The organism is Vibrio sp. D3 (assembly GCF_043995865.1).
GTDB lineage: Bacteria > Pseudomonadota > Gammaproteobacteria > Enterobacterales > Vibrionaceae > Vibrio > Vibrio diabolicus.
This window is the reverse complement of record NZ_CP171887.1, coordinates 2,682,623-2,707,528: the sequence shown is the minus strand read 5'-3', so window position 1 is coordinate 2,707,528 and position 24,906 is coordinate 2,682,623. Positions and strand designations below refer to the sequence as shown.

Here is a 24,906-nt window from a genome sequence, read left to right as displayed (position 1 = left end):
GTTTACATCTGAGCATTGGCTTAGTTTGGTATCGGCCATAAAGATGCCTGACTCGTGTCTTTATTAAGTGTTGCTGCCACATCGTCAGCATCCGACGTCTCTATTTAAATTGGAATTAACAATATTTTAACTATTGGCGGAGATGGGATAATTTACAAATAATTGCTGAAAATTTATTCGGTATAAAAGTGAGGGAAAAACACGACTACTTCGTGAGGCGGGGCGGTATTAGTCGAAATGGCTGGATAAAAGTTGCTGAAAATAAAAAGCCCCCGCAAGAGGCGAGGGCTTGATTAATTCTTGCTTGGCTTGATTATTTGATGCCAGCGAAATCACGTAGAAGTGCAGCTTTGTCTGTCGCTTCCCACGGGAATTCTTCACGACCGAAGTGACCGTAAGCCGCTGTCTTCTTGTAGATAGGTTGAAGAAGGTTAAGCATTTCTTGTAGACCGTATGGACGTAGGTCGAAGAATTGACGAACCGCTTCAATGATGATGTCGTGAGATACTTTCTCAGTACCGAACGTTTCCACCATGATAGACGTTGGATCAGCAACACCGATTGCGTAAGAAAGTTGGATCTCACAACGGTCAGCCATGCCAGCCGCTACGATGTTTTTCGCTACGTAACGTGCTGCGTATGCTGCACTACGGTCAACTTTTGATGGATCTTTACCAGAGAACGCACCGCCACCGTGACGAGCTGCGCCGCCGTAAGTATCTACGATGATCTTACGACCTGTTAGACCACAGTCACCCATAGGACCACCGATTACGAAGCGACCAGTTGGGTTGATGAAGAAGTTTGTTTCTTTGTTGATCCACTCAGAAGGTAGCACTGGCTTAATGATCTCTTCCATTACCGCTTCACGCAGGTCTGAAGTTGAGATTGAATCACAGTGTTGAGTTGAAAGAACAACCGCGTCGATACCAACGATGTTACCTTGATCGTATTGGAACGTTACCTGAGATTTTGCATCAGGACGCAACCAAGGTAGTGTGCCGTTTTTACGAACTTCTGCTTGCTTTTGAACAAGACGGTGAGAGTAAGTAATTGGCGCTGGCATTAGTACTTCAGTTTCGTTACAAGCGTAACCAAACATAATGCCTTGGTCGCCTGCACCTTGTTCTTTAGGGTCAGCTTTATCAACACCTTGGTTGATATCTGGCGACTGTTTACCGATTGTGTTTAGTACCGCACAAGAATCTGCGTCAAAGCCCATATCTGAATGTACGTAGCCGATTTCACGAACGGTTTCACGAGTTAACTCTTCGATGTCTACCCATGCTGAAGTCGTGATTTCACCACCCACCATTACCATACCGGTTTTAACGTAAGTCTCACATGCAACACGAGCCTTTGGATCTTGCTCTAGAATCGCGTCAAGAACCGCATCAGAAATCTGGTCTGCAATTTTATCTGGATGACCTTCTGATACTGACTCAGAAGTAAACAGGTGCTTAGCCATGTTAGCTCCACTATATCTGGTTTAAAACTGGGGAATGATAAACTCTCCAGCGCAAATTAATACTAATTTTTGTAGGTGTATCTACATCTAGACGTCTATTCTAAATTTGATTGCTCGAATTACAAGCTCTTTTTTGGTTTTTGTTATAACCAAACGTTTGCCTGATTTATTGATAATTTTAAGAACTTCGAACGATTTGGCGCGAAAGGTGCAATATTTGTGAGGTTTTGGACTGGAAAACGTTTGCACACCCAACAGGGCTTTGAGAGAATTATGACCTACTTTTCGTTTCGCTTAATGTACTCAGGAGCAGACATGTCGTCTCGTAAACATCTTGCCAATGCAATTCGTGCTCTAAGCATGGATGGTGTTCAACAAGCTAACTCAGGCCACCCAGGCGCACCAATGGGTATGGCTGATATCGCTGAAGTTCTTTGGCGCTCTCACCTAAACCACAACCCATCAAACCCAGAGTGGGCCGACCGCGACCGCTTCGTGCTATCAAACGGTCACGGCTCAATGCTTATTTACTCTCTACTGCACTTAAGCGGTTATGAGCTATCTATTGATGATCTGAAAAACTTCCGTCAATTGCACTCAAAAACCCCAGGTCACCCAGAGTACGGCTACGCGCCTGGTATCGAGACAACAACGGGTCCTCTTGGCCAAGGCATCACTAATGCTGTTGGTATGGCTATCGCAGAGAAAGCACTAGCGGCACAGTTCAACAAAGAAGGTCACGACATCGTTGACCACTTTACGTATGTGTTCATGGGTGACGGCTGTCTGATGGAAGGCATCTCGCACGAAGCATGCTCTCTAGCAGGTACGCTAGGTCTAGGCAAACTGATCGCGTTTTGGGATGACAACGGCATTTCTATCGACGGTCACGTTGAAGGTTGGTTCTCTGACGATACACCTAAGCGTTTCGAAGCTTACGGCTGGCACGTAATCCCAGCGGTAGACGGTCACGATCCTGAAGCAATCAACGCAGCGATTGAAGCGGCTAAAGCGGATCCTCGCCCGACTCTAATCTGTACTAAAACAATTATCGGTTTCGGTTCTCCTAACAAGTCTGGTTCGCACGACTGTCACGGTGCGCCATTAGGTCACGATGAGATTCAAGCGGCTCGCGAATACCTAGGTTGGGAGTACGGTCCATTTGAAATCCCTGCAGATGTTTACGCTGAGTGGGACGCAAAAGAAACAGGTGCAGCGAAAGAAGCGGCTTGGAATGAAAAGTTCGAAGCATACGCAGCAGCTTACCCTGCAGAAGCAGCAGAGCTTAAACGTCGTCTAAACGGCGAACTTCCAGCGGAATGGGAAGAAAAAGCGAACCAAATCATTGCTGATCTTCAAGCAAACCCAGCGAATATTGCATCACGTAAAGCATCGCAAAATGCACTAGAAGCGTTTGGTCAAATGCTTCCTGAGTTTATGGGTGGTTCTGCTGACCTAGCGCCTTCTAACCTGACCATGTGGTCTGGTTCTAAGTCTCTAGAAACGGATGACTTCTCTGGCAACTACATCCACTACGGTGTACGTGAATTCGGTATGACCGCTATCATCAACGGTATCGCATTGCACGGTGGTTTCGTTCCTTACGGTGCGACATTCCTAATGTTCATGGAATACGCTCGTAACGCAATGCGTATGGCTGCGCTGATGAAAATTCAGAATATCCAAGTGTACACGCACGATTCGATCGGTCTTGGCGAAGATGGCCCAACTCACCAACCTGTTGAGCAAATGGCATCTCTACGCGTAACGCCAAACATGAGCACATGGCGTCCGTGTGACCAGGTTGAGTCTGCCGTAGCATGGAAACTAGCGATTGAACGTAAAGATGCACCAACAGCACTTATCTTCTCTCGTCAAAACTTAGCGCAACAAGATCGTACAGCTGAGCAAGTAGCGGACATCGCGAAAGGTGCTTACATCCTGAAAGATTGCGAAGGCAAGCCAGAGCTTATCCTTATCGCAACAGGCTCTGAAGTTGAGCTAGCAGTAGAAGCTGCGACTCAACTAACGGCAGAAGGTAAGAAAGTACGCGTTGTTTCAATGCCATCAACGGATGCATTTGACAAGCAAGACGCTGCTTACCGTGAAGCAGTATTGCCATCAGACGTAACAGCACGCATCGCTATCGAAGCGGGCATCGCAGACTTCTGGTACAAGTACGTTGGTTTCGACGGTCGCATCATCGGTATGACTTCATTTGGTGAATCTGCACCTGCTGGTCAGCTATTCGAGATGTTTGGCTTCACGACTGAAAACGTAGTGAACACAGCAAAAGAATTGCTAGCGTAACTGCTAGATTGTCTCAATAGTCCGAACGTAAAGGACGACTGTTAGATACTAAAGTTGGAAAGGCCATCATTGCGATGGCCTTTTTTGTTTTTTGTCAGGTTTTCCAACCTTGTGGAATGCTTTGGTGAATACAGTCTAAAAGTACGGATAAGCGCAGTGGTGGTCTTCCTGCAGGCGTATAGCAGTTAATGGAGATGGGCTCTGAAAGCCAACCTTCTAAGCAAGGTGTGATTCGACCCGGATGATGTTTCTCGTAGCCGCTTGCTGTCCAAGTTGGCAGCAGTCCAATACCATGACCATTCGCGATGCTGTCGATCTGCATTGCGATGTTGTCGCTGTATAAGCGACTCACAAATGGCTCTAAAAAGAACTCACCGTGTTGAGGGTGTGTGAGCATCAATCCATTTTCTTGTACCGAGCCAAAATCGATCCACGGATGCGCTTCAAGCTCTTTGGGGTGCAGGATCGAACCGTGTTGTTCAAGATAAGCTGGAGAGGCAAAGGGCGTGTAACGAAATGAGCCTAATACCTCTTTGCGCCAATCGAGATCTTTACGCTCACCGAGCCAGATGAACAAATCTGGGTCATGGTGCGCTTCAGAAAAGTCACTGGTAAGTTGAACCCTAACGTCAGGATTATCGGCAAGAAAACCGTTGAGCACACCACCTAGCCAACTTCTAACTAATGCTGTGTGACAAACAATATGTAGCGGCCCTGAAACTTGGTTTGTTAAACCTTGAAGCGCGTCATAACTCTCTTCACTTAGCTCAAGAATCTGGCGACTGTAGTGGGCAAAAATTTCTCCCGCTCTTGTCAGAATTAATCGGTTACCTTGTCTTGCGGTTAGAGCCTGACCGAAATCTTCTTCTAATTGTGCTAAGCGACGACTCAGCGTTGATTTAGGCTGGTTGAGGGCCTTGGCAGCGGCGGTCAAACTCTTATGCTGATTGAGCGCATCAAAGGCTCGAATTGATGCTAAGTCGTGCATATTTCATTAACTCCTTACTGCGTTATGCACGGGTTCCATAAATGGGAAGAACCGTTCCATAACTCTTACTATGCATCTCATTCTATTTGTGAATAATTCACTTTCGAAAATAATAATCATTATCAATTATGGAGATGTAGATGTCTACTCTTAGACTGCCAGTTATTACTGCAACTGGTATTTTAGCCTTCGTCAGTGTCCCTCATGTGTTTGCCAATGATGCGGTTTCTAAAATGGAAACAGTGGTTGTAACTGCATCAAGTTATGAGCAATCTCAAGCGGACGCGCCTGCAAGTATTAGTGTGATTTCGCGTGAGGAGTTGGACTCTCGTTATTACCGCGATGTGACTGATGCACTAAAAAGCGTGCCTGGTGTCGTCGTAACAGGTGGTGGTGACACTACCGATATCAGTATCCGTGGTATGGGTTCTAAATACACTTTGATACTGGTCGATGGTAAACGTCAAAGCACACGTGAAACTCGCCCAAATAGTGACGGCCCTGGTATCGAACAAGGCTGGTTACCCCCTCTTCAAGCGATTGAGCGAATTGAAGTTATCCGTGGTCCAATGTCGACGCTTTATGGCTCTGATGCGATTGGTGGTGTAATTAACGTGATCACGCGAAAAGACGCGATGGAGTGGACAGGTAATGTTCAGCTAGGCACGGTTCTGCAAGAAAACAGTCGCTCGGGCGGAGAGCAGAGCGCGAATTTCTTCGTCAATGGGCCGCTAGCCGAAAATCTATCTCTCCAAGTATACGGTCAGTATACCGCAAGAGAAGAAGACGATATTGAATACGGTTATGAAGATAAAGATATGCAAAGTATCTCTTCAAAACTGACCTACCAGATTAATGACCGCCATTCTGTGCAGCTAGAGGGTGGCACATCGGCACAAAGTCGTCGCGGTAACGTTGGCCTTTCCGTACCAACGACGGGTTGCCGAAGAGGTTGTGAGGATTCACTCAACGAATATCGTCGTAATTATGTAACGCTAAGTCACAATGGCGACTGGGACTCGGTTGGCATCTCAGATACCTACTTACAACGTGAAGAGAGCGAAAACAAATCTCGCGAGATGACGATCACCAACACTACATTCAAGTCGAGCTTAGTGACTGGAATTGGAAACCATACGCTGACGACCGGTGTGGATGCTACTCATGCCGAGCTTGAAGATTTTACTTCCAATAAAGCATCATCGAAGACCGAAACATCGAATACGCAGTGGGCTGTTTTCATTGAAGATGAATGGAGAATCGCCGATCCGTTTAGCGTTACGCTTGGTGGTCGTCTAGATCATGACGAAAACTATGGCGCGCACTTTAGTCCGCGTGTCTATGGTGTATGGCGAGTTGACCCGTCTTGGACTGTGAAAGGTGGCGTGGCAACAGGTTTCCGTTCTCCGCAATTACGTGAAATTACTCCTGGTTGGGCGCAAGTCAGTGGCGGCGGTAATATCTACGGTAACCCAGACCTTGACCCTGAAACGTCGCTAAACAAAGAAATCAGTGTCTTGTATCAAGGTGACTCTGGTTTAGATGTCTCTTTGACTGCGTTCCATAATGAGTTCAAAGACAAGATCACACGTGTTGTTTGTCCAGATACCATCTGTACAGATGGACCAAACCAATGGGGTGCAGATCCAACGTACCGCATTAACGTGGACGAAGCGGTCACACAAGGTATTGAAGCGACTTTAGCATCGCCATTAACGGAAACCATTTACCTCAGCTCGAGCTACACATTTACCGACTCAGAGCAAAAAACAGGTGAATACAAAGGCATGCCGCTGCAGCAGTTACCAAAGCATTTGTTTAATGTGGATGTAACTTGGCAAACAACAACAGATCTAGAAAGCTGGGCTAAAGTCACTTACCGAGGTAAAGAAATGGATCCGGTTACTGGCCCATCAAGAAACAGTATTGTAGAGCCTGCTTATACCTTTGTGGACGCTGGTGTGACATACCAGTTAACCGATAATACTCGTATTAAAGGCGCGATCTATAACTTGCTGGATGAGGAAATCAGTTACGAAGAATACGGATATGTCGAAGATGGTCGTCGCTACTGGTTAGGTTTAGACGTCGCATTTTAATTATTGTTGTAATAAGGCCGAGCATTGTCTCGGCCTTTTTTAATCCTGCTTTACTATGATTCAACAGGTGCGTTTTTCAGCCTGATCAGGTAGTATCTGTGACACGAAATTTTTGGTAGGGCGAAGGATAAATGCTAAAGGTTGCGATCAATGGATTTGGACGTATAGGTCGTAATGTTCTGCGAGCCGTGTATGAAAGCGGAAAACATCAGCAGATCAAGGTTGTGGCGGTTAACGAATTAGCGCAGCCAGAAGCGATGGCGCACCTACTGCAATATGACACTAGTCATGGTCGCTTCGGTAAAAAAATCTCCCACGACCAAGAACACTTGCATGTTCATCATGACAGCGGCGAATATGATTCTATTCGCATTCTTCACCTCTCTGAACTCGAATTACTTCCTTGGCGCGATCTAGAAGTCGATATTGTTTTGGATTGCACTGGCGTGTTTGGTTCACAAGCCGATGGGCAAGCGCATATAGAAGCTGGCGCGAAGAAAGTGCTGTTTTCACACCCGGGCGCAAGCGACATAGATAATACGATTATCTATGGTGTGAACCACGAAACTCTGAAAGACGAGCACCGTGTTGTCTCCAATGGCTCTTGTACTACCAACTGTATCGTTCCCATCATTAAAGTGTTAGACGAAGCCTTCGGTATTGAGTCCGGTACCATAACCACGATTCACTCTTCCATGAACGATCAGCAAGTAATCGATGCGTACCATAACGATCTACGCCGTACCCGCGCAGCGAGCCAATCTATTATTCCGGTTGACACCAAGTTGCATAAGGGGATTGAAAGAATCTTCCCGAAATTTTCCAACAAATTCGAAGCAATTTCTGTTCGTGTCCCAACCGTTAACGTCACCGCAATGGATTTAAGTGTCACAATTAATACAAATGTGAAAGTTAATGACGTAAATCAAACCATTGTTAACGCATCTCAGTGTACATTACGTAACATTGTTGACTATACTGAATCGCCACTCGTTTCCATCGACTTTAACCACGACCCCCATAGTGCGATTGTAGATGGAAGCCAGACTAGAGTGAGTAACGGGCAACTCGTAAAAATGCTCGTTTGGTGCGACAACGAATGGGGCTTTGCTAACCGGATGCTGGATACTGCCTTAGCAATGCAAGCTTCTTCTCAAGTGGAGCAGTAATGACGAAGAAGTGATGGAGAATTTTTATTTCAAGCCTTGAAATAAATCCATGATATCTCCATATCATCTATAACCAGTTTGAAGAATTAACAGGCTTGGCAGGGTTGCCGAGTTTTCAAAAACTTTAATTATCAATATTTGAGAGGACACATCATGTCTGTAATCAAGATGACTGACCTGGATCTTGCAGGTAAACGTGTATTTATCCGTGCTGACCTAAACGTGCCAGTAAAAGACGGTAAAGTAACTTCAGATGCACGTATCATCGCATCTCTTCCAACTATTAAGCACTGCCTAGAAGCAGGCGCTAAAGTAATGGTTACGTCTCACCTAGGTCGCCCAACTGAAGGTGAATACGCTGAAGAGTTCTCTCTACAACCAGTTGTTAACTACCTAAACGACGCACTAGATTGTGAAGTTAAGCTAGCAAAAGACTACCTAGATGGCCTAGAGCTAAACGCTGGTGAACTTGTTGTTCTAGAAAACGTTCGCTTTAACAAAGGCGAAAAGAAAAACGACGAAGAGCTATCTAAGAAATACGCAGCACTATGTGACGTATTCGTAATGGATGCATTCGGTACGGCTCACCGCGCTCAAGCGTCAACTCATGGTGTTGGTATGCACGCACCTATCGCTTGTGCTGGCCCTCTTCTAGCAAACGAGCTTGAAGCGCTAGGTAAAGCAATGGACAACCCAGCTCGTCCAATGGTTGCTATCGTAGGTGGTTCAAAAGTTTCTACTAAGCTAACTGTACTTGAGTCTCTATCTAAAATCGCTGACCAACTAGTTGTTGGTGGTGGTATTGCTAACACATTTATCGCAGCTGCTGGCCACAACGTTGGTAAGTCTCTATACGAAGCGGATCTAGTAGACACTGCTAAGAAGCTAATGGATGAGTGTGCAATTCCAGTAGCAACTGACGTTGCATGTGCGAAAGCATTCGACGAAAACGCAGAAGCAGAAATTAAACACGTTTCTGAAGTACAAGACGACGACATGATCTTCGACCTTGGCCCAGATTCAACAGCTGAACTAGCAGAAATCCTTAAGAACGCGAAGACTATCCTATGGAACGGTCCAGTAGGCGTATTCGAATTCAAGAACTTCGAAGCAGGTACTAAAGGTATCTCAGAAGCTATCGCAGCATCTGAAGGCTTCTCTGTTGCAGGTGGTGGTGACACGCTAGCAGCTATCGACAAGTTCGGTATCAAAGCTGACGTTTCTTACATCTCTACAGGTGGTGGCGCTTTCCTTGAGTTCGTAGAAGGTAAAGTTCTTCCAGCAGTAGAAATGCTAGAAGCACGCGCTAAGTAATTAAAGCAAAGCGGGGGAGTGATTCTCCCGCTTTCTTGTTTGCTGCAACGTGTGAGGAACTCTGCTAGAATAGCCTCAGTTGTGAGCAAACGTTTGCAAGATTTTCAACTTAACAAGTTTTGTTTAAAAACGACAGATAAATAGGATTACATCCATGTCTAAGATCTTCGACTTCGTAAAACCAGGTGTTATCTCTGGCGATGACGTTCAGAAAGTATTTGAAGTTGCAAAAGAAAACAGCTTTGCACTTCCAGCAGTAAACTGTGTGGGTACTGACTCTGTAAACGCAGTACTTGAAGCAGCTGCAAAAGTTAAAGCTCCAGTTATCGTTCAATTCTCTAACGGTGGCGCTGCTTTCTTTGCTGGTAAAGGTCTAAAACTTGAAGGTCAAGAAGCTCAAATCCTAGGTGCTGTTGCTGGTGCGAAATACGTTCACGCTGTAGCTGAAGCTTACGGTGTTCCAGTCATCCTACACACTGACCACGCTGCTAAGAAACTACTTCCTTGGATTGACGGTCTACTAGACGCTGGTGAAGAGTACTTCGCTCAAACTGGTAAGCCTCTGTTCTCTTCTCACATGATCGACCTTTCTGAAGAGTCTCTAGAAGAGAACATCGAGATTTCTGCTAAGTACCTAGAGCGCATGGCTAAAATGAACATGACTCTAGAAATCGAACTAGGTTGTACTGGTGGTGAAGAAGACGGCGTTGACAACTCTGATATGGATGCGTCTGAGCTATACACTTCTCCAGAAGACGTTGCATACGCATACGAGAAACTAAGCGCAATCAGCCACCGTTTCACTATCGCAGCATCTTTCGGTAACGTACACGGCGTGTACAAGCCAGGTAACGTTGTTCTAACTCCAACTATCCTACGTGATTCTCAAGCGCACGTTTCTGAGAAATTCGGTCTTCCAGCGAACTCTCTAAACTTCGTATTCCACGGTGGTTCAGGTTCTTCTCTAGAAGAAATCCGTGAGTCTATCGGTTACGGTGTTATCAAAATGAACATCGATACTGATACACAGTGGGCAACTTGGGATGGTATCCGTAAGTTCGAAGCTGAAAACCACGATTACCTACAAGGTCAAATCGGTAACCCAACTGGTGAAGATGCACCAAACAAGAAGTACTACGATCCACGCGTATGGCTACGTGCTGGTCAAGCTTCAATGGTAGCTCGTCTAGAGCAAGCATTTGCTGACCTAAACGCAGTTGACGTACTATAATCGTTACTGATTAAGTTACTTAAAAACCCGCTTTTTGAGCGGGTTTTTTTATGTCTATCATTTTGCCCCTATGTTTCTTTCCCTGTTTTCCTATTGATATCTTTATGCGTCAGGTTGTATTTTCTGGTGGGATGTTCCCCCTTTAACGTTTTTAAATAAAAACATAGGAATATCAGTCATAGGAGTGGCGAAATAAGAGTGCATTGCGTAACCTGTAACAAGCCAATATCAGAAAACTCTGATAAAGTCTTGTTTTGCATATCTTTGCGAAACTCTGACTTTGAAAAAAGTCAAAGTTGGGATATTGTGCCAAAAATCTGACACTGCTCAGTGGGGCAATAGGGATGTTGTTTTAGAAAAGAGCCTTTAAAAAACAAGGTTCATAAATTAACGGCAATTGGATTTATATATCTTTATTTTTGAGGATAAGAATTATGGCAGGTGAATCGGTGGGTATCGATACCACTTTAACGGATGGTCTAACTCAGGCTGAAACTTGGCTGACAAACAACTCAGATCTACTGGTTCAGTACGGTGTGAACATTATCTCTGCGCTGCTTATTCTGTTTATCGGTAATATTATCGTTAAAGCAGTCGCTGGTAGTGTTTCTAAAGTACTAGAAAAGAAAAACATGGATAAGGCTGTCGTTGAATTTATTCACGGTCTTGTTCGTTACTTGCTATTTGTAATCGTACTTATCGCCGCTCTTGGTCGATTAGGCGTTCAAACCGCTTCAGTCGTGGCTGTAATCGGTGCGGCAGGTCTTGCTGTTGGTCTTGCGCTACAAGGTTCACTATCAAACTTTGCAGCTGGTGTACTCATTGTTGCGTTCCGTCCATTCAAATCTGGCGACTACGTAGAAATTGGCGGTGTAGCGGGTAGTGTTGAAGCAATTCAAATCTTCCAAACTGTTCTAAAAACACCAGACAACAAGATGGTTGTTGTGCCTAACTCGTCAGTAATCGGTGGTGCAATTACTAACTACTCTCGTCATGCAACGCGACGTGTCGACTTAGTGATTGGTGTGTCATACAAAGCGGATCTTAAACTAACGAAGAAAGTAATTCGCGAGACGCTAGAAAAAGATCCGCGTATCTTGAAAGATCCTGATATCACAATAGGCGTACTTACGTTGGCAGACTCTTCAGTAAACTTTGTGGTTCGCCCATGGGTGAAAACTGCAGATTACTGGGGCGTATACTTTGATGCAATGCAAGGTATTAAAGAAGCATTGGATGAAAATGGTATCGAGATTCCATTCCCACAAATGGATGTTCATCTGAACAAAATCGACGCTTAATACAAGCGGCAGATATTCGAAAGCGAGGCCAATTGGCCTCGCTTTTTTATATCTCATAAAGGATGTGATTACCGGCAAGCAATAGACGTTTTAGATGTTTACCTGCAAAGCCAAAGGTGAATTCAGGCAATCCTGGCGTGTAGAGCAACTCTTCGTGTTGATACAGGGTTGTATCAACAATGAGCGTGACATATTCAGGTAAGCCAATCGGACATACCGCTCCAGGCAAACAACCTAACACTTCGACCATTTCATCGTCGTCACAAATTGAGGGGCGTTTACCTGTGACGGCTTTTATTTGTTTGGCATCGAGGCGAGAGTCTTTTTCTGTTAGATAAATTGCGTAGCCTTGTCCTTTAAGTTTTAAGAAGAGGCTTTTGGTGTGCGTGCCTGTCCATCCAAGCTCGGACGCAACTCTTATATCCGTGTCAAAGTCTAAGATGGCTTCATGCTGCCATTCCCTAAAAGGAATAGAGAGCGCGTTGAGTCGCTCTCTATTGATATCATAGATACGCTTTAGTGACTCCATGTCTATGTTGTCCTGTTGATTACCAGTACTTTTCAATAAGTTCGCTAGCTAAAATATACGCTATCGTGAACATCATTACTGCGACCGCGATGTCGATGCCTTTTTTCACTCTTGGCTTTGATAGGGTAGGGCCTAGTTTTGCGGCTCCTATCGACAAGGTATAGAACCAAACAAAGGAAGCCATCATCGTACCTAGTGCAAAAGCAATTCGGTCATGGCCTTCAAACTGCCCACCAATAGAGCCCAGAATAACGACTGTATCTAAGTACAAATGTGGGTTAAGTACAGTGACGGCTAACGCGCCTAATATGACCGTTCGACGACCACGAGCGACGACTTCACCTTTTGATTCTGACTCACTGTCTGACTTAAACGCGCTCTTAAGTGACAGTAATCCATAAAAGCTCAGGAAGGCAATACCACCAAGCGTCACCGATGTTAGTAAGATTTCGTTTTGAGACAGAATCGCACCACCACCAAAGATACCTAGAGAAATGAAGATCATATCTAGGATGCTACAAATAGTGGCAGTCGTCAGGTGATGATTGCGCTTTATGCCTTGATTTAAGACATACGCATTTTGTGCGCCGATCGGAATGATCATTGATGCCCCTAAACCAAACCCTTGCAATAGAACCCACAAGCTCACACTTCACCTCACTTCAAAATAACCAATAAATTCTCAGAAGAGTGAAAGATAAAGAGTTTATCTAAATAAGTATAATTAATGATTTTAATATTATATTAGCTAGGCTAATTTAAGGGTTGATGTTTTATCAGGAGAGGAAGAGCAGGATGAGAGGGTTGGACTATAAATGGATTGAGGCATTAGATGCCGTGGTTTATCAGGGGAGCTTTGAGCGTGCAGCTGAGCATTTATTTGTCTCGCAATCAGCGATTTCTCAACGTATTAAACAATTAGAGAAGTTTCTTGCACAACCCGTTTTGGTTCGTAGTCAACCACCCAAGCCAACGCCGATTGGTAAAAAGTTATTAGGCCTTTATCGTCGAGTGCGCTTACTCGAGCATGAAATTCTGCCCGAGCTCAAGAATGATACCAGTACTCGACCTGTACAACTCTCTTTGGCGACCAATGCTGATAGCCTTGCTACTTGGCTACTGCCTGCACTGCAAGATGTTATGAAGCAGCGTCAAGTTGAACTCAAACTCACTATCTACGGTGAATCTCGTTCCATCGAAAAGCTAAAAAGTGGCGAAGTGACGGGGGCGATCAGCTTAGAATCCCAGCCGATACCTGGCTGTAGAGCGGATTACTTGGGACGTGTTGATTACGTTTGTGTCGCGAGTCCGGAGTTTTATCAGCGTTACTTTGCTCAAGGCGTCAATAACCAGACTTTGGCCAAGGCGCCGGCCGTTTCGTATGATCAATATGATGACCTACATAAAACCTTTCTTACCGAGCATTTCAATGTCAGCCCTGATAGCGTCATTCACCATAACATCAGCAGCTCTGAAGCGTTTCTAAAAGTGGCGTTAGCTGGTGTAGCCTATTGCTTAATCCCTCGTTTGCAAATTACCGACGAGCTAGAGCGTGGCGCGTTGGTTGATGTTACTCCCGGTTTTTTAATGTCGCATCGGATTTATTGGCATCATTGGCAACTGGAAACGGGGGTTCTACAAGAAATCTCACACGCGATAGTCGGGTATGCTCAGCGACACTTACCTCAATAAGTTCATTGTCGCATCGATGGGTTCATTGCCGACAGAGTGTTTCGTTGAAAAATTACGCCAATGTTACATAGTCAAAGTTGTGTTAGAAGTCATTCTGAGTGCTTGGATAATCGACAGAAGTTTCTATTATGAAACCATACACTTTCTCAGTAGTGATAGTTTTGTCTAAATCTTGAGCCTTTCTGCTGAGAGTAAGTACTTTATTTTTGTATGGATGGATTTATTGAATGAGACTGTATTCATTTTTGCTGGCTTCTGCACTCAGCCTTACTAGTGCTTCAGTGTTGGCGAACTCGCCTGAATTTGCTCACGTAACGACGACAGGTTATGGTGAAGTTATTGCTACACCAGATATGGCGACGTTTTCTGTAAAAGTGGTAGACACGACAATGACTGCTGAACAGGCCAAGCAGTCAGTAGACAAAACCGTTGAGCAATTTCTGAAAAATCTGTCTGATGCTGGCTTATCAAAAGACAATGTTACCAGCTCGAATTTATACCTTGCGCCTCAATACCACTACCCTAAATCTGGTAAAGCAGAGCTCGTTGGTTATCGCGCTTCTCGTAGCATTGATGTGACGGTTACGGATCTAAAAAACCTAAACCAGTACCTCGATATGGCGTTAGAAGCAGGGATTAATCAGGTTGATAATATTCAACTTAAGGTAAGCAACCAGGCTGAGTATCAGCAAAAGGCACGCATGGCGGCTATCCAAGATGCGCGAGAAAAAGCAGCGTCACTGGCTACTGGCTTTGAGAAAAAATTGGGCGATGTCTGGCAGATCAATTACAGACAGATGCACGTTCAGCCAGTTCTAATGCGCTCGATGGCGATGGACAGTAAAGAAGGGGCAAACAGCTACCAGGATTCTACCATGATTATTCGCGATCAAGTTGACGTGATTTACAAGCTGAAGTAATACTGGGTGCAAAAAGAAAAGGCAGGGTATTCCCTGCCTTTGTTATTTCTGCTTCACAAATTAGTGAAGGATACGAGCACGGATAGTGCCTTCAATACTTTTCAGTTTCGCTAGCGCTTCTTCTGAGCGCTCGGTTTCAACATCGATCACTACGTAGCCGATTTCAGCGGCTGTTTGTAGGTACTGTGCAGCAATGTTAATACCGTCTTCCGCGAAGATGGTGTTGATCTGAGTAAGAATACCAGGACGGTTTTTATGGATGTGAAGCAAGCGAGAGCATTCACCACCGTGCTCTGGCAGTGACACCTCTGGGAAGTTTACGCTTGAAAGCGTAGAGCCGTTGTCAGAGTACTTCGCCAGTTTTCCGGCGACCTCAACACCGATGTTCTCTTGTGCTTCTTGCGTTGAACCACCAACGTGTGGAGTGAGGATGACATTATCGAACTTCTGCAAAGGAGATTCGAACGGGTCGGCATTCGTTTTTGGTTCTGTTGGGAATACATCAATCGCAGCGCCTGCAATGTGACCCGCTTCTAAACTATGGCAAAGCGCTGGAATATCCACGACAGTGCCGCGTGCTGCATTAATAAAGATTGAGCCTGGCTTCATGCGAGCAAACTCAGCTTCACCCATCATATTTTTTGTTTCTGGCGTTTCAGGAACGTGCAGAGAAATTACGTCACACTTGTTTAGTAGTTCACTCATGGTATGTACTTGCGTCGCATTACCAAGGGACAATTTGTTCTCGATGTCGTAGTAGTAAACGCGCATACCTAAGTTTTCGGCAATAATACCTAGCTGCGTACCAATGTGGCCGTATCCGATAATGCCAAGACGTTTGCCACGTGCTTCGTAAGAGTTGTCAGCACTTTTCTTCCAAATACCGCGATGTGCAAGCGCATTCTTTTCAGGAATGCCACGCAGAAGTAGTAGGATTTGACCAAGTACCAGCTCCGCCACACTGCGTGTGTTAGAGAACGGTGCATTAAACACTGGAATGCCGCGTTTTGCTGCTGCGTCTAGGTTTACTTGGTTAGTACCGATACAAAAACAGCCAATTGCAACCAGTTTATTCGCCGCATTGATTACCTCTTCGGATAGGTTCGTACGGGAGCGAATACCGATGAAGTGCACGTCTTTAACCGCTTCAATCAATTCTTCTTCCGGAAGGGAACCTTTATGGTACTCAATGTTGGTATAACCAGCTGCTTGAAGAACTTCAACTGAAGAAGGGTGGAGTCCCTCTAACAAGAGGATCTTAATCTTTTCTTTTTCCAGTGAAACTTTGGCCATTTTTTCTCGTCCTTAAAATGGAAAGGTGGGCTAATGTGGCGCACATTGGGCAAAACTATTAAAAAGGGGATAATTGATAGTTTTGTAGGAGGACAAACGTTTCCTTGTGCGTCTTCTGTTCAATAAAGTAACAAAAAAAAATTGCTTTGGGTAAGAAAATTACGGAATAAGAGATAATTTTCTTAGAGAAAGGAATAAAAAACGGTGCCTTGCAGCACCGTATGTAATGAAATAACAGAAAAGTGAACCAGATAGGTCGATTTGAGCTGTTATTTATTCTTCAATTTTTGCGCCTTCTGGTGTGCCTGTGATTACGACGTCAGCACCACGGTGAGCAAAAAGACCCACAGTCACCACACCCGCGATACCGTTGATCTTGTCTTCCATTTCTTTCGGGTTAGTAATCTGCATGTTGTGTACATCCAAAATTACGTTGCCGTTGTCAGTCACAACGCCTTCACGGTAAGCCGGGTCACCGCCCAGTTTGACTAATTCGCGCGCAACGTAAGAGCGTGCCATTGGGATCACTTCTACAGGTAGTGGGAACTGACCTAGTACGTCAACTGCTTTGGTGCCGTCAACAATACATACAAACTTATCAGAGATTGCTGCGACAATTTTCTCACGAGTCAGAGCCGCGCCGCCGCCTTTGATCATTTCACGTGCTGGGTTAATTTCGTCTGCGCCATCAACATACACATCCAGCTTCATTACGTCGTTACACTCGTATACTTCAATACCAAGCTCTTTAAGGCGCTCAGTTGAAGCGACAGAGCTAGACACTGCACCTTTAATATCGTCTTTGATAGTGCCTAGTGCATCGATGAAGTGATTCACGGTAGAGCCAGTACCAACACCGACAATGCTGCCTTTCTCAACATATTTTAGTGCTGCCCAACCAGCCGCTTTTTTCATTTCATCTTGAGTCATGCCAATCTCCTGAATAGATGTTCGTTAACGTTTGCGGGCGTGATTATAGCGGCTTACTTGCCACTTTCCCATTGCCATGTTCGGCTTGGGGTCACGATCTTAGGTAATGGAATGTCCCAGCTTTCAATTGGTAAGCGTTCTACATGTTGGCAGTCGTGAGCGATACCAACAGGCTTGGCACCTTCTCCGGTTATAAACCAATGAGACAGGGTACGGTCATAATACCCTCCGCCCATGCCTAAGCGGTGGCCGATGCTGTCGAATCCAACCAAAGGTGTACAAATGATATCAAGTTGACGAACGGGCTTGAGGTGGCGGATGTCCAGTTTGGGCTCTAAGATGCCGTATTTGTTGTAGACCAATTGATCATCACTTACGTACAGAAGAAACAGTAACTGACCTTTGGAAAACGGATGGATGACAGGTAGATAAACCGATTTTCCCTGTTGCCACAACCACTCAATGAGCGGTTTGGTATCAAGTTCACCGTCAGCAGAAAGATAAATAGCAATATGCTGCGCTTGCTGGATTTCAGGAAGTTGAGAGAACTGAGTGACAAGGTCGATCCCCGCTTGGAATTGCGTGTCGCTACACAATGCGTTGCGCTTTTCACGAATCAGTTTGCGGAAGTCTTGTCGAGAGAGGTCTGACATAGAGAGAATACCCCAGGGTGCCGTTGAGGATTGTGGCCCTTGAACCAGCTGGTTCAAGGCGGATCAGCAATGACAACCGTAGGCTTCTCGGTGCATGCCGAGCTTGCTCAATAGTTACCAAATACTAACCCTTAGGTATTGCTTATCGGCTCAGGGACTTAAATCCTGCTGACGCACACCCCAGGGTAAATTTTGTATTTACTGCTGTCCTTGCGTAACTTTGCTTAGTGCGTTCTCAAGAGACGCAGTGAGCTTTTCCATTCGCTCAGTAATTTCTTGCTGTTGACCGTTTGATTCGTATGACTTGGTGTGCAACTCATAACAAATATTCAATGCAGCGAAGGTCAGCAGTTGGATTTCATTGGTTACCTTAGTACGTTCGCTCATTTCTTTCAATCGGCGATCCAGATCTTTTGCCGCTGCAACAAGAGACTCTTCTTGTCCTGTCGGACAATTCACTCGTGTAACTTTGCCTAATATTTCAACGTCGATCGCTTGATTGCTCATGATGAATAAACTCTATATTCGCGCTATCTAAGGTGTTGCTTCATACAACTACCGAGGAGCAAACTATAGGAAAACCGCTATTAAGATTCAAGCATTTCCCATCACAGAAAGAGAAATGATGACGAGATCACACAGGAATTGGGCAAATTGAGCAAATGCTGTTCAAAATTGAATTTGATAGCCGTTTCAGACCACTAACCTTGATGGTAGGATATACCAATACATTATTATGCAAGAATGAGCCAAGTTATGAGTGAAATCACCCTTCCTGAATACCAATCTATTGCTGCTGAACTGCAATCTGCAAGCCTAGCAGTAACACCTGCGGAATTACATGGCTTATTTGTCGGCATGTTAAGTGGTGGATTGGCGATTAATGATCAAACTTGGCAGCCTATTCTGTTTGACTACACCAATGATGGTATGGGTTGGCCTTCTACTGCGCTAGCTTTTGCTCAAAGCGTATTTACCGTTACTGTCAATGAACTCACGGGCACGTCGATGGAGCTGTCTTTATTATTGCCAGATGAGCCGGGAGAAGAAGGCTTATTCACATTGGCTGACAGCGTGTCCGATTTCGTAAACCACTTTATTTCTGGGTTAGGTCTAGCAGGTGTTGCGCTAAATAAAGCGTCAGATGACGCTAAAGAAGCATTGGCTGACCTAGAAGAGATTGCCAAATTAGGCATTGATGAAGATGACGACCTCGGTGAACAAGCGCAATTGCTAGAACAAGTGATTGAACACATCAAAGCTTGCGTACTAACGATTCATGCTGAGTTTGGTGTTCGCCCTGAAAGTAGCGATAAAAAGCCTACTATTCATTAATTGTAGATGGTCCAGAGGTTAGCATGAAGCAATATGATGTAGTCATTGCTGGTGGTGCCATGGCAGGGGCAACGTTGGCATTAGCGATTGACCATTTGTCTCAGGGAAAGCTCCGCATTGCCGTCGTTGAGCCTTTTAAAGCGCAGTCAGATATGCACCCTGGTTTTGACTCTCGCTCAATCGCATTGTCTTACGGTACTGTCAATCTGTTGCGTCAACTACAGCTCTGGACCTCGATAGAGCCGTTTGTCACACCCATTGAACATATCCACGTTTCTGACCGCTCTCATGCTGGGATGACGGAAATTACCAAGCAAGAGATTGGCGTTGAAGCACTAGGGTATGTTGTCGAATTAGCCGATGTTGGTCGCGTATATCAAGAATTATTAGATAGCAGCGCATCCATTACGCTGTTTTGCCCTGACTCTGTTACCGATATCGAGCGCGAGCAACACTGTACCCATATTACGTTGAAAAGCGGTGGGAAGCTTGAAGCAAAACTGCTGGTGGCAGCCGATGGTGCTGTTTCGACTTGTTGTCAGAAAATTGGTCTAGAACTTTCTGAGCAAGATTTTGAACAAGTGGCTGTCATTGCCAATATTGTGACTCAAGAACCTCATCAAGGTCGAGCCTTTGAACGTTTTACTGAAAATGGCCCTGTTGCTTTATTGCCAATGAGTGACAATAGAATGTCCTTAGTTTGGTGTCTGCACCCTGAGGAAGCCCAAGCAGTTCTTGAGTTATCTGACCAAGCATTTCTCCAACGTTTACAACAAGATTTTGGCTGGCGTTTGGGCGCGATGAAAAAAGTGGGACGACGTGCGAGTTACCCATTGCTTCTTCGACATCGAAAGCAAAATATCTCTCATCGTTTTGCGATTGTTGGGAATGCGGCGCAAACGCTGCATCCGATAGCTGGACAAGGTTTTAATCTTGGTATTCGCGACGTTGTCTCGCTAGCAGAAGAAATCGTGCAGCAAAGCGATGATGTTGGTCTTTATCAAGGCTTGATGCGCTTTAGTCAGCGTAGAGAGGCAGATCGAAGCGAAACGATCTGGCTAACCAGTGCCTTAGTGCATATTTTTTCAAATGATTTACCCGCGATGCGAATTGGGCGAAATACGGCCTTAGCAGCGATGGATAACCTTTCTATTTTTAAGCAGCCGCTACTGCGCCATACGCTTGGTTTGGTAAAACGATGAACGGCCGCACTGAATTAGGTAATAAAAAGCAATGATGCAAAGTGTAGATATCGCCATCATCGGCGGAGGGATGGTTGGGTTGGCACTTGCTGCCGCGTTCAAGGACAGTGACCTGCGTGTCGCCGTAATAGAAGGCAAGGTGCCAGATGAGTCGTTGAAAGAGTTACCTGATGTGCGTGTGTCTGCGTTGAGCCGTTCTAGTGAGACTATCTTGCGTAAGCTTGGCGCTTGGCAGGGGATAGAGCAACGCCGAGCTTCACCATACTACGGTATGGAAGTGTGGGAGCAAGATAGCTTTGCTAGTATTGAGTTCAATGCACAAAGCATGGCACAACCTGATTTAGGGCATATTGTTGAGAATCGAGTGATTCAACTCGCACTGCTCGAACAAGTCCAAAAGCTCGATAACGTCACTATGTTTATGCCTGCACGTTGCGCGACCTTAGCGGTGGGCGAACAAGAAAGTTGGTTGACGCTCGACAATGGTCAAGCCATGACGGCTAAGTTAGTGGTCGGAGCCGATGGGGCAAACTCGTGGCTTCGTCATCAAATGGATATTCCGTTAACGCATTGGGATTATGGACATCATGCTCTGGTCGCGAATGTTAAAACCGCTGCTCCGCACAAGAGCATTGCACGACAGATTTTTACTCCTCAAGGGCCATTGGCGTTTTTGCCAATGTCGCAACCAGATATGTGCTCTATTGTTTGGTCCACTGAGCCAAATCGTGCAGAGCAGCTATTGGCAATGAGTGAGCATGATTTCAACAAAGCATTGACGAGCGAATTTGATACACGACTTGGTCTATGTGAAGTTGTGGGAGAGCGTGCCGCGTTTCCTTTGAAAATGCGCTATGCGCGAGATTTTGTTGTAGAGCGAGTCGCGCTGGTTGGCGATGCAGCCCATACCATTCACCCACTAGCGGGGCAAGGTGTGAATTTAGGTTTATTAGATGCAGCCAGCCTCGCTCAAGAGGTGTTAGCGCTATGGAAGCAAGGCCAAGATATTGGCAGCAAACGCAATCTAAGAGGTTATGAGCGTTGGCGCAAAGCGGAAGCAGCAAAGATGATCGCTGCAATGCAAGGATTCCGAGACCTGTTCTCTGGAGAGAATCCTGCTAAGAAGCTGGTTCGTGGCATTGGTTTGAGTTTAGCGGGTCAATTGCCGGGAGCGAAAGATGAGATCATGAAGCGTGCGCTTGGTCTAAAAGGTCATCTGCCTGATCTGGCACGTCAGTAGGTGTAAAGCGAACTTCAAATACACAAAAGGCTGGTTAATCCAGCCTTTGTTTTATCAACGTTTTGCTAAGCATATGCGCATCGGAGTTTCATTATTTCTTGGTTGATCTCTTTGACCGCTCGGAAATGGCGTTGCTCTGCTTTCTCCGGCAGTATTAACTTGCCGTTATCAAACTCGAATCTACCGACCCCGTAAATATAAATTCTTCCTTTAAAAAGACGACTTATATGTTTAGCAATCATACTTGGTGTATAGCGCTTAAACAGTCTCATATTTACTTTCCTTTTATCTAACCTAGCCTAGGTATTCTACGTTTTGGACGCGAAAATTATTGTGACAGCCATAGTATTAAATACAGATGTAGGGTGTTGCGTCAGAGATTTGTGTTGTCTTAGACAATTTGACAGTGTCATCTCTTAAATAGCGTGAGGATTACCCCAAAAAATCACCGTTCAAGGAACCCTTACAACAATACACTCCTTTTTACGTGACGCATTAAGCAATAGTTTTGTTACAGAATTAAGAATAGAACGAAAATGATTGTTTGCTAATTGTTTCTATTGAGGTGGTATCCAACAGAACAAACTTTACGTCATAACGGTTAGAGAAAGAGGAAGAGAAAAAAGTTCCGCACAAAAAAAAGCCCGCTTCAGCGGGCGAATAGTCACAGATGCATTACACAAAAGTGGACAGCTGACGGCATGAATACTGTCATTCAGTCAGCTGATTCACTTTATGTTGGTTAAGTGCTTGTTTGAAACTTAACCAACAAATTCAGCATATACGAGTTTTATCTTTGTGACTATTTATGTTTTATATGTGATTAAAAATTCTCTCGTCTATTTTTATAGATATGAGCGAGATCACGTGGTGATAGAAAAACTACGTGCTATTACATTATTTTTAGACGACTAACGACAGATCTCAGCTACGGTCGGCTGACACAATTGGATAAGATCTTGGATAGAAAGCGCCAGTCCAGCCATACGATCGCCACTGCTGATCGTGACTTCCTGTTCTTCTAGTAAGCTAGGATCGAACACGATCGGCATGTGTCGTTTGAGTAATAGTGGAGTGACAGTACCAATTTTGTAACCCGTGATGGCCTCAACGTCGGCTTGATCAACGCAAGTCATCCGGCGGCATTGCAGTAACGATCGCACTTTTTTGGGATCGACACTACGATCACCAGGCGCACAGGCGAGAGCATATTGATTACCCATGTCTCGTAGCAAGATCGCTTTTACCATTTGAGAAGGGCGAATGCCGCGTTGTTGCGCGGCATCCTCAATAGTGGTTGCTGGTCTTTGATGCGGTAACAGACGAAACGGAATGTGTTGGTCTGTGAGAAATTGCATCAAAGGAGTATTGATTGTATTACTCATCATCAAGGCTGTAAGGCAGTGATTCGATTGTCCATTCACATTCTGGTTGAGCAACCAAACGAAGACGAGTGTCTTCATCGAGATTATTAGGCAGTACGATCAGGCCAATCGCTTGATTGTCGCTGAACTGGTAGTGGTTTAATAAAGCACCCACTGAACGCCAGTTTTCACCCACGCTGCGTTCGAGCTCAATTGGCTCGTCACTAAATGGAGCAGAAGTTGCCCCTTTTACGATGTACATCGCACGTTTATTTGTACCGCGATACTTAGCTCGTGCTACCGTTTCTTGTCCTGTGTAGCAGCCCTTTGTGAAGCTAATGCCTCCTAAAGCTTGCACGTTGAGTGCTTGTGGAATGTGAGCATTCTGCGCGGATGCAGAGACAAATGGTAAACCAGCTTCAATGTCGAAACGATTCCAAAGTTCATTTGTCGTAAGGGCAGCATCTGTATTTTCAACGACTTGTTGCGCAGCTGACGCACTTAATATCAGTAGCCAGCGGCTTTGTGAAACTTGTACCGCGGTGCCGCCTTCAACAGGGCGAACGCTGCCAGTCGTTTTGCTCATTGAAGAAATAAGCTCGTCGGCTTTGACGCCTGCAACACCTAAGATAACTTCATCAGAAGCTTCAATCGTTACTTTAGAGAAAATGGCGTATTTTTTTATTTCGCTAAGTTCTACGTCAATCGCCGATTTTGGTTGGATCATGCCGTAGCCATCGTGGTGATGGAAAAGGCGGAACACACTCCACACTTTACCTTTCGCATCACAATGTGCGCCTAATGTTGATTGGTCTTGTTCTAAAGAAACGACATCGCAGGTAACCTGACCTTGTAAGTATGATTTTTTATCGTCACCGACCATGGTGATCATGCCGAAATTGTCCAGCAGCGAGATAGATAACTCTGGAAGTGCGTCTTGAGTTGAGAGAGGTAGTGCTGAAAAACGAGTTTGCCATTCCATAATTACAATGCCTTTTGAAGATATTTTTCCGCTATGTTATACCCAAATAACCTTGAGATACTAGGGGAGCGATTTACGAATCAACATTTGTCTGCTTTCACTATCGTATTGTGACCCGCACACTAGTGACGTAGCACATCCCTTGTTACACTCCGCACTAACAACAAGACATCTATGAAGGAATAGTGAATGTACACTCCGGAAGAAAAAGCGCGTATTAAATGGGCTTGTCGTCGAGGCATGCTTGAGCTTGACGTAGTAATTATGCCGTTTTTTGAAGAGTGCTTTGATACTCTGAGTGAACAAGAGCAGCGTGACTTTGTTTCTTTACTTGAATGCGATGATCCTGATCTGTTTACTTGGATAATGGGGCATGGCCGCAGCGAAAACTTAGGTCATGCTGCAATGGTTGATAAAATTGTCGCCCATAACCTCAGCAAAGTTCGTTAATTTTACCGCTTCTCCCTCTCTGACTGCCCGAGTTCTCAATGTAATACTTTTCTTACTGATGACTTGGGCCGTTACCCTCTCTAGCATCCCTCTCGTATTATCGATTTATTTGTTATTAATGATTGTTAAGGCACTACTGAGCCAAGGCTTTGTTAAACCGACAAGTCAGGGTTATTGGTATGTGCATTGCGATGGCTCGGTTAGGTTTGAGGCCCTTGAGTATAGTGAATGTTCGGCGGCTCTTGAGTCTGAAAAGGATCAGTTACAACGAGTCGATACATCGACATTGCCATTCAAGATAACATTTCGATTGCAGTCTGGCCGTAGCGTCACGATTTGGCGTGATAGCTGTGACGATCAGCATTACCGTCAATTATCTTTGGTATTACGCCAGTGGGAAATGAAACAGGGAGCCAATGCTCCCTGTTGATGTAAT

The 24,906-nt window shown here is 45.0% G+C and carries 24 protein-coding genes and 1 other RNA gene; 13 read left to right on the top strand and 12 right to left on the bottom strand.

What is annotated here, in order from left to right; genetic code table 11:
• Positions 1–313 precede the first annotated feature (313 nt).
• On the bottom strand, positions 314–1,468 hold the full coding sequence (metK, locus tag ACHFJ9_RS20455; protein WP_005381027.1) for a methionine adenosyltransferase: 1,155 nt from the start codon (positions 1,466–1,468) through the stop codon (positions 314–316).
• 315 nt (positions 1,469–1,783) lie between these two features.
• Here metK and tkt point away from each other — a divergent pair, with 315 nt between their 5' ends.
• On the top strand, positions 1,784–3,778 hold the full coding sequence (gene tkt / locus ACHFJ9_RS20450) for a transketolase (protein ID WP_395356137.1): 1,995 nt from the start codon (positions 1,784–1,786) through the stop codon (positions 3,776–3,778).
• 94 nt (positions 3,779–3,872) lie between these two features.
• On the opposite strand, the gene ACHFJ9_RS20445 is transcribed toward tkt, so the two are convergent.
• Positions 3,873–4,766: a LysR family transcriptional regulator gene (locus ACHFJ9_RS20445; RefSeq protein ID WP_395356135.1), complete on the bottom strand. Its 894-nt coding sequence runs from the start codon at positions 4,764–4,766 to the stop codon at positions 3,873–3,875.
• 140 nt (positions 4,767–4,906) lie between these two features.
• Between ACHFJ9_RS20445 and ACHFJ9_RS20440 the strand changes: the two genes are divergently transcribed.
• The 5 genes from ACHFJ9_RS20440 (at position 4,907) to mscS (ending at position 11,880) form a co-directional block, all read left to right on the top strand.
• Entirely contained in the window at positions 4,907–6,865 is a 1,959-nt protein-coding gene (locus ACHFJ9_RS20440; protein ID WP_005393952.1) for a ligand-gated channel protein, read from the top strand.
• 131 nt (positions 6,866–6,996) lie between these two features.
• Positions 6,997–8,034, top strand: a complete 1,038-nt coding sequence (epd, locus tag ACHFJ9_RS20435) for an erythrose-4-phosphate dehydrogenase (RefSeq protein ID WP_046875106.1) — start codon at positions 6,997–6,999, stop codon at positions 8,032–8,034.
• Positions 8,035–8,187: 153 nt separating this feature from the next.
• Complete coding sequence (locus ACHFJ9_RS20430; RefSeq protein WP_005393948.1) at positions 8,188–9,348, top strand: phosphoglycerate kinase; 1,161 nt, start codon at positions 8,188–8,190, stop codon at positions 9,346–9,348.
• A 154-nt stretch (positions 9,349–9,502) separates the two neighbouring features.
• Positions 9,503–10,579, top strand: a complete 1,077-nt coding sequence (gene fbaA, locus ACHFJ9_RS20425) for a class II fructose-bisphosphate aldolase (protein WP_005393947.1) — start codon at positions 9,503–9,505, stop codon at positions 10,577–10,579.
• A 434-nt stretch (positions 10,580–11,013) separates the two neighbouring features.
• Complete coding sequence (mscS, locus tag ACHFJ9_RS20420; protein WP_005393946.1) at positions 11,014–11,880, top strand: small-conductance mechanosensitive channel MscS; 867 nt, start codon at positions 11,014–11,016, stop codon at positions 11,878–11,880.
• A gap of 46 nt (positions 11,881–11,926) precedes the next feature.
• On the opposite strand, the gene ACHFJ9_RS20415 is transcribed toward mscS, so the two are convergent.
• A complete protein-coding gene (locus tag ACHFJ9_RS20415) occupies positions 11,927–12,409 on the bottom strand; it encodes a YbaK/EbsC family protein (RefSeq protein ID WP_046875105.1) in 483 nt (160 codons plus the stop codon).
• Positions 12,410–12,428: 19 nt separating this feature from the next.
• Positions 12,429–13,058, bottom strand: a complete 630-nt coding sequence (locus tag ACHFJ9_RS20410) for a LysE/ArgO family amino acid transporter (RefSeq protein ID WP_012841398.1) — start codon at positions 13,056–13,058, stop codon at positions 12,429–12,431.
• A 146-nt stretch (positions 13,059–13,204) separates the two neighbouring features.
• Between ACHFJ9_RS20410 and ACHFJ9_RS20405 the strand changes: the two genes are divergently transcribed.
• Complete coding sequence (locus tag ACHFJ9_RS20405; RefSeq protein WP_046875104.1) at positions 13,205–14,101, top strand: LysR family transcriptional regulator ArgP; 897 nt, start codon at positions 13,205–13,207, stop codon at positions 14,099–14,101.
• Between the two features lie 227 nt (positions 14,102–14,328).
• Entirely contained in the window at positions 14,329–15,021 is a 693-nt protein-coding gene (locus ACHFJ9_RS20400; protein WP_005393939.1) for an oxidative stress defense protein, read from the top strand.
• 60 nt (positions 15,022–15,081) lie between these two features.
• Here ACHFJ9_RS20400 and serA read toward each other — a convergent pair whose 3' ends face one another.
• From serA to ACHFJ9_RS20375, 5 genes are all read right to left on the bottom strand, one after another.
• On the bottom strand, positions 15,082–16,314 hold the full coding sequence (serA, locus tag ACHFJ9_RS20395; protein WP_005393937.1) for a phosphoglycerate dehydrogenase: 1,233 nt from the start codon (positions 16,312–16,314) through the stop codon (positions 15,082–15,084).
• Positions 16,315–16,587: 273 nt separating this feature from the next.
• Entirely contained in the window at positions 16,588–17,244 is a 657-nt protein-coding gene (gene rpiA, locus ACHFJ9_RS20390) for a ribose-5-phosphate isomerase RpiA (protein ID WP_005380982.1), read from the bottom strand.
• 53 nt (positions 17,245–17,297) lie between these two features.
• Complete coding sequence (locus ACHFJ9_RS20385; RefSeq protein ID WP_395356129.1) at positions 17,298–17,897, bottom strand: 5-formyltetrahydrofolate cyclo-ligase; 600 nt, start codon at positions 17,895–17,897, stop codon at positions 17,298–17,300.
• A 5-nt stretch (positions 17,898–17,902) separates the two neighbouring features.
• A non-coding RNA gene (ssrS, locus tag ACHFJ9_RS20380) (6S RNA) lies at positions 17,903–18,087 on the bottom strand.
• Positions 18,088–18,095: 8 nt separating this feature from the next.
• Entirely contained in the window at positions 18,096–18,404 is a 309-nt protein-coding gene (locus ACHFJ9_RS20375) for a cell division protein ZapA (protein WP_005393932.1), read from the bottom strand.
• A gap of 249 nt (positions 18,405–18,653) precedes the next feature.
• Here ACHFJ9_RS20375 and ACHFJ9_RS20370 point away from each other — a divergent pair, with 249 nt between their 5' ends.
• From ACHFJ9_RS20370 to ACHFJ9_RS20360, 3 genes are read left to right on the top strand one after another with little or no spacing between them, the layout of a single operon-like run.
• Positions 18,654–19,232 carry a YecA family protein gene (locus ACHFJ9_RS20370; protein ID WP_005393931.1) on the top strand — a complete coding sequence of 193 codons (579 nt, stop codon included), beginning with the start codon at positions 18,654–18,656 and terminating at the stop codon, positions 19,230–19,232.
• A gap of 23 nt (positions 19,233–19,255) precedes the next feature.
• The gene (ubiH, locus tag ACHFJ9_RS20365) at positions 19,256–20,434 is read left to right on the top strand and encodes a 2-octaprenyl-6-methoxyphenyl hydroxylase (RefSeq protein WP_134648175.1); all 1,179 of its coding nucleotides are present in this window, start codon (positions 19,256–19,258) and stop codon (positions 20,432–20,434) included.
• 31 nt (positions 20,435–20,465) lie between these two features.
• The gene (locus ACHFJ9_RS20360) at positions 20,466–21,674 is read left to right on the top strand and encodes an FAD-dependent 2-octaprenylphenol hydroxylase (RefSeq protein ID WP_046875102.1); all 1,209 of its coding nucleotides are present in this window, start codon (positions 20,466–20,468) and stop codon (positions 21,672–21,674) included.
• Between the two features lie 65 nt (positions 21,675–21,739).
• On the opposite strand, the gene ACHFJ9_RS20355 is transcribed toward ACHFJ9_RS20360, so the two are convergent.
• The 3 genes from ACHFJ9_RS20355 to ygfZ all read right to left on the bottom strand — a co-directional run bounded on the left by ACHFJ9_RS20355 (position 21,740) and on the right by ygfZ (position 24,020).
• Entirely contained in the window at positions 21,740–21,946 is a 207-nt protein-coding gene (locus ACHFJ9_RS20355) for a DUF1107 domain-containing protein (protein WP_005380970.1), read from the bottom strand.
• A 639-nt stretch (positions 21,947–22,585) separates the two neighbouring features.
• The gene (locus tag ACHFJ9_RS20350; protein WP_031780369.1) at positions 22,586–23,059 is read right to left on the bottom strand and encodes an aminoacyl-tRNA deacylase; all 474 of its coding nucleotides are present in this window, start codon (positions 23,057–23,059) and stop codon (positions 22,586–22,588) included.
• Complete coding sequence (gene ygfZ, locus ACHFJ9_RS20345) at positions 23,052–24,020, bottom strand: tRNA-modifying protein YgfZ (protein ID WP_104974800.1); 969 nt, start codon at positions 24,018–24,020, stop codon at positions 23,052–23,054. Before ygfZ ends, ACHFJ9_RS20350 begins: the two co-directional genes overlap by 8 nt.
• A gap of 189 nt (positions 24,021–24,209) precedes the next feature.
• Between ygfZ and ACHFJ9_RS20340 the strand changes: the two genes are divergently transcribed.
• Both ACHFJ9_RS20340 and ACHFJ9_RS20335 read left to right on the top strand, forming a co-directional pair.
• A complete protein-coding gene (locus ACHFJ9_RS20340; protein WP_005393925.1) occupies positions 24,210–24,470 on the top strand; it encodes a succinate dehydrogenase assembly factor 2 in 261 nt (86 codons plus the stop codon).
• Positions 24,418–24,900, top strand: coding sequence for a protein YgfX (locus ACHFJ9_RS20335; RefSeq protein WP_308384594.1), 483 nt, complete (start codon positions 24,418–24,420; stop codon positions 24,898–24,900). Before ACHFJ9_RS20340 ends, ACHFJ9_RS20335 begins: the two co-directional genes overlap by 53 nt.
• Positions 24,901–24,906: the final 6 nt, after the last annotated feature.